Below are 5262 nucleotides of genomic sequence, written 5' to 3' on the forward strand. Positions count from 1 at the left end.
CTTCCTTTAAATTTTTATTTCCTTCTACTGTATCTTTTATTAATTCACTTCTAGAATCTTCATATTTATTATTTATTACTGCCCCATTTTTATCAACTGAAAAATCTTTAAATTTAGAGTGTGATACTCCTTTTTTAGTTGGTGTTGCTATATTTACTATTTTAGTACCATTTTTTTCTTTTAAATAGGCATCTGTATCTTTGTCTACTACTATATCTGCATGTAAAATTGTAACCAAAAAAAAGAACATTAATATTGGCAATAATTTCACTTTTTTCAACATGTCTTAAAACCTCCCATTTTTTATTTTTATATTTTAACGGTATATTTTTATCATATTTTTTTGAAAAATACAAGCACTTTTACAATATTTTTCTTTATTAGTTATATAATAAACATTTATTTATATATATTTCTTGTTCATTTTCTTCTGTAATTACCGTATTCCCACAATAATCAATAGAAATAAGTTTTGCTACATTTAAAAGATATTCTTCTATAAAATACTCTGCATCTATAATATTTTCTGGCATACCCTCAAAATCTGGCCAATTGGCTTTACCAGAATAAAGAGATAACCATTCTGCTCTAAATGCATTAGCATCTTCTATTGCTCTTATTAATTTCATTACATTATTTTCACTAAAATCATTCCATATTATTGGATTATTATCTATTCTATCTTTTTCATCATAATATACTTGAAATTCTTTTAGTAATTTTTTATATGGTAGTGGAAATTTAATATTATATAATAATTCTACTTTTTCTATTTCCTCATCAGTTAAGCCATCTAATAACTTAATATTTTTTTTTATTAATTCTTCTTTTAATGTCATGGTTAGTCTCCTTTAAATTTATAAAAACTATTCTTCTAAATAACTACTATAAATTGAAAATACTATTTTTACCTTATTAGAATCATAATATGGTTTTAATTCTTCATTCAATTTTATGTATAATTCTTTTTTTCTATATGCCTCTCTATACTCACTTTTTTTATCAATATTAATTATAAAAACAGGCATAAACATATTTTCATTAACTAATTTACTCCAATCTATATCTTCAAATTTTATTGGTGTTTTGAAACTTTTAAATAATTTTTCTTTAAAATCTTTTTCTTTTTGAGCATGTTCCCCATAATGTAAAAAACCATTTTTTTCTTCTATTTCCACACCATTATCTACTAATACTAATTCTTTATCATCAAATATATATGCTAATGAATTATAATATATTATGTCATATTCCTTACTATATTTATCTAATATATCTTTTATATTTTTTTCTTGTTCTCCAAAATAGTTTCTTGATTTAAATTTTTCTAAATAGGGTTCAAAGCTGCATTCTTTCATAAAATAATTATATGTCTCTGTATTTTTAAAATCTATTTTTTCAACAAAAAAAGTCTCATATTCACCTATATAGTTTCCATTTTTGTCTTTACATATTATTTTTTCGCTATCTTTTTCAAGAAAAGCACCTAGTTTAGATTCAAAATCAATATTTTCAGGGTTTAATATTATTCCTCTATATTTTTTCAAACTTCTTATTATTTGGGCTTTTCTACCAATTTTTTCAAATAAATTTATCTTTTCTCCAAATAATATTGATATATTCATGATGAATATTAAAATAGTCATATTTAAAATTATTTTCCATATTTTTTTCAACATTATTTTCTCCTATTTTATCTTTTATTTTATATATTTATACCTTGTTTTTTCAAAAATGTAAATCCTTTCAAATATTTTTGATATAAAAAAGTCGTTGCAATAAGTAGTTTAAACTACCTATATACAACAACTCATCAATTAAAATGCCTTATTAAATTCTATACCTGCTCTATATAAATTATCTTTAATAGTTCTAGAATATCCTGCATTTAAGCTAATATTTGAAGTAGGGCTTATATCATAACCAATTTTAGCATCTATACTTCCACCAAAGTCATAAATTGTTTTGTCTAGTAATTTTGCATATGTTAAAGTGTTATAAGCTGTTAATTGTCCGTTTATATTAAAGTTTTTTATTTTATACCCTACATTTACTCCTGCTTCTACTTTATGGTTATATGCCATCTTAAATATAGTATTTTCAGATTTATATGCTCCGATTTCTACATTTAAATTAATAAGTGGATTAACTGAAACTCCATTATTATTATATGCATTAAATTTAAAATTATTATCTAAACGAGCTGCAATAAAATGAGTTTTAATATTATCATCAGTATTTAATGCATAAACTAATCCTACACTTGGTATATATGAACCTATTTTTGTGTCTAATTTATAATATGTTCCACCTAATATATTTACATCTGATTTTGTTACACCAATGTTTCCTAATAGTCCTAAATTATTATATATTATACCTTTAGCATTTAAATTATTAAAAAATTTATTTTTCTTATGTACCAATGTATAAGCTATACTAAATCTATCATTCAAATCATGACCATTAGTTAATTCAATAGAACTTAAAGTATTATCACTAATTAATTTAATTTCTTTATCTATACTTAGATGCAATTTTTTAAATATATTAACTTGCTCATCTATTGCATTTTGAGTATATCTTTTACCTCTTAATGCTAATGCAAGAGTTTTCCAACTATCTTTTATTTGTTCGTCCTTTTCTTTTAATTTTTTTGTACTATCAAGTTCATGTTTAGCATGATCTATTTTTATATTCATTAGACTTCTTTCTAATGTTGGATCATATAATTCATTTATTGCCTTTGCTTTAATTTCACCTTCTGTTTCCCAACCTAAAATTTCTTTATTTATATTAAATAAATTGTCTGATTTTTTCATTCTCTCAACAATTTCTTTTATTTGCTCATCAGATAAATTATCATAGTATTTTATTCTATCAAGATTATGTTTTGCAGTATCTATTGATTGTTCTTTAGTCCAACCATTCATTTCTTGGATTATTGTTTTTGTCCATATAAAATTAGAACGAACTAATGTTGAATAATCTGGCTCATTAAAGGTTCTTGAATCTCTATCTATTGCATATATAAACATTCCTGCTAAATTATTCTTTTTTACATATTCTGCAACTTTATATAGATTTGAACGTTCATATATTCCATTATGAAAATCAATAAATCTACTTCCAAATCCTGCTTTTTCTTCAGGGAATGTTAATCCTGGCATAAAATTACTTTTATCAAATATTCCATTAAATCTTTCTAATGGAGTATTAGATGGTGTTCTACCATATTGTTGATAAGCAATTAAATCAAAATAGCCTTTTACACCTTCAACGGCATATCTTTCTGAATTATTTGTATCATAAATCAACATAGTTTTATCTTTATTTTCGGATTTAGGCCCTAAATATTTTGATAAAGCTTTTATCATTTTATTTCCTATGTCTATTTTATCATCAGATAAAGTATCATATTCATTCTTAGGCACTTTACCAGGACGGTATCTCATTTCCATATCAATATCTATACCATCAATTCCTAATGCTTTTACATTTTCTTCATATAACTTTTTAGCCCATTGTTCTATTTCATTATCTGTTGGTGGATCATCTTCATTTAGACGATCAATTTTAGGAACAGCAATTAATCTTTTATAATTAATTCCACGGACAACTTTTATACCTCTTTTTCTAAGTTCTGGCATATATTCTTCTTTTAATTTTCTAAAATATTCTTTAAGTTTAGGAATATTTTCCTTATCTCCTTCCCAGTAAGGATCGTGTCCAAATACATTAACTATTGTAACTCCTTCTGGTATATCATTCATACTAATCCAATTTTCTCCTTTTACCTTTGGATTATCATGCTTAACAGCCACATCTCTCCAAATTCTATAATATGCTAGAAATTCTCTTTTTTGTGGCTCTTGTGCCTTAATTTGTGGAAGTTGAACATTTTTTGGTAATGTATTTTCTGAAAAAGATATAGAACTAGCTACACAAAATAATGCCATTAAAATTTTTTTACTCATCATCTTAAATTGCTCCTCTCTATTTAAAAATATTTTATGTATATATAATTGCTTTATTTTTATAACATATTTTACCCGTATTTAACATTTTTTCAATTACAATATTTTCAGTATCAATACGGAAATAATATTCTGTAGTATTTTAATTACAATTCTAATAAAAAAGGGCTGCAATTTTACAATAACCCTTATTTTCATTCTATTATTAATTAAAATAGTCTTAAATTTACGCTAAATAAAAACTTTTTAAGTTGTCTATGTGTTAAATATATTATCTTTTTCAATTTTTGTTTCTTTTTTATTTTAATTCCCACCATTCTTTTTTACTAAAAATAATATATGAATTAGCATAATACTCTTTTAAATCTTTTTGTATTTCTTTATATATTTCTCTATCTACTTCGTTTCCATCTAAACTTTTAACTTCAACTAAAATCGCTGAATGTATTATTGGTTTCACCATTTCTTCCCAATTTATATCTTCTATTTTTATTTTACCTTTAGTATTCTCATTTAATAAATTTACCAGTAAGTTTATAACATCATTAGTTTCATAATAAACATCATTTTTAAAATCTATTATTACTCCTTGTCTTGTCATTTTTTGATTTTTAAATATATAAATATACTTTATAATATAAAATATTTCATATTTATCATTGTATTTAGATAATATTTTTTCTATTTTACTATCTTTCTCTTTTTTATTTTCCATCAAATCTTTATTTTTTAAATATGGATAATAACTAAAATCATTTAAAAACATATCATAAACATATTCATTATTAAAATTTGGCAATTCTCCAACAATACGATATTCATTTCTTTTATTTGTATAAGGATCTTTCATACTTATATCTACAAAATTAACCCCAAACCCTCTACTTGATTTAACATTTATCTTTGAAGGATCTATTATAAGTCCTCTATTCTTTTCAAGGTTACTTATTAATTCAATAGTTTCTTCATTTATTTTTTCCTCTTTTATTTTTTTAGGCGAAAATATAATGAATCCTACTATAACAATAATTAATAAAATTATTAATCCCATAAGTGTTAAATCTCTTTTCATTTTTATAACCAATTCCATCTTTCTTTTTCGCTAATTACAATATATGAATCAGAATAATATTCTTTTAAATCTTTTTGTATTTTTTTATATATTTTTTTATCTACTTCACTTCCATCTAAACTTTTAACTTCAATAAAAATTGCTGGATAAGTTATTGGTTTCACCATTTCTTCCCAATTTATATCTTCTAACCTTATCTTATCACCCTTAATA

The 5262-nt window shown here is 23.1% G+C and carries 6 protein-coding genes; all 6 read right to left on the reverse strand.

Annotated elements, in window-relative coordinates; translation table 11 throughout:
* Positions 1–283, reverse strand: a 283-nt coding sequence (locus AWT72_RS07935) for a two-partner secretion domain-containing protein (RefSeq protein WP_156413115.1), incomplete at its 3' end; no start/stop codon positions are given.
* Positions 284–380: 97 nt separating this feature from the next.
* Positions 381–839 (reverse strand): SMI1/KNR4 family protein, encoded by a 459-nt coding sequence (locus AWT72_RS07940; RefSeq protein WP_067143377.1) that lies wholly within the window; start codon positions 837–839, stop codon positions 381–383.
* A gap of 27 nt (positions 840–866) precedes the next feature.
* Positions 867–1679, reverse strand: a complete 813-nt coding sequence (locus tag AWT72_RS07945) for a hypothetical protein (protein WP_067143379.1) — start codon at positions 1677–1679, stop codon at positions 867–869.
* A gap of 138 nt (positions 1680–1817) precedes the next feature.
* A complete protein-coding gene (locus AWT72_RS07950) occupies positions 1818–3980 on the reverse strand; it encodes an EndoS/ChiA family endoglycosidase (RefSeq protein WP_067143380.1) in 2163 nt (720 codons plus the stop codon).
* Positions 3981–4275: 295 nt separating this feature from the next.
* Positions 4276–5049, reverse strand: a complete 774-nt coding sequence (locus AWT72_RS07955; protein ID WP_156413116.1) for a hypothetical protein — start codon at positions 5047–5049, stop codon at positions 4276–4278.
* Positions 5050–5051: 2 nt separating this feature from the next.
* Positions 5052–5262: hypothetical protein (locus AWT72_RS09745; protein ID WP_197407637.1), on the reverse strand; the 211-nt coding region annotated here is incomplete at its 5' end.

Source organism: Oceanivirga salmonicida (assembly GCF_001517915.1).
Classification (GTDB): Bacteria; Fusobacteriota; Fusobacteriia; order Fusobacteriales; family Leptotrichiaceae; genus Oceanivirga; species Oceanivirga salmonicida.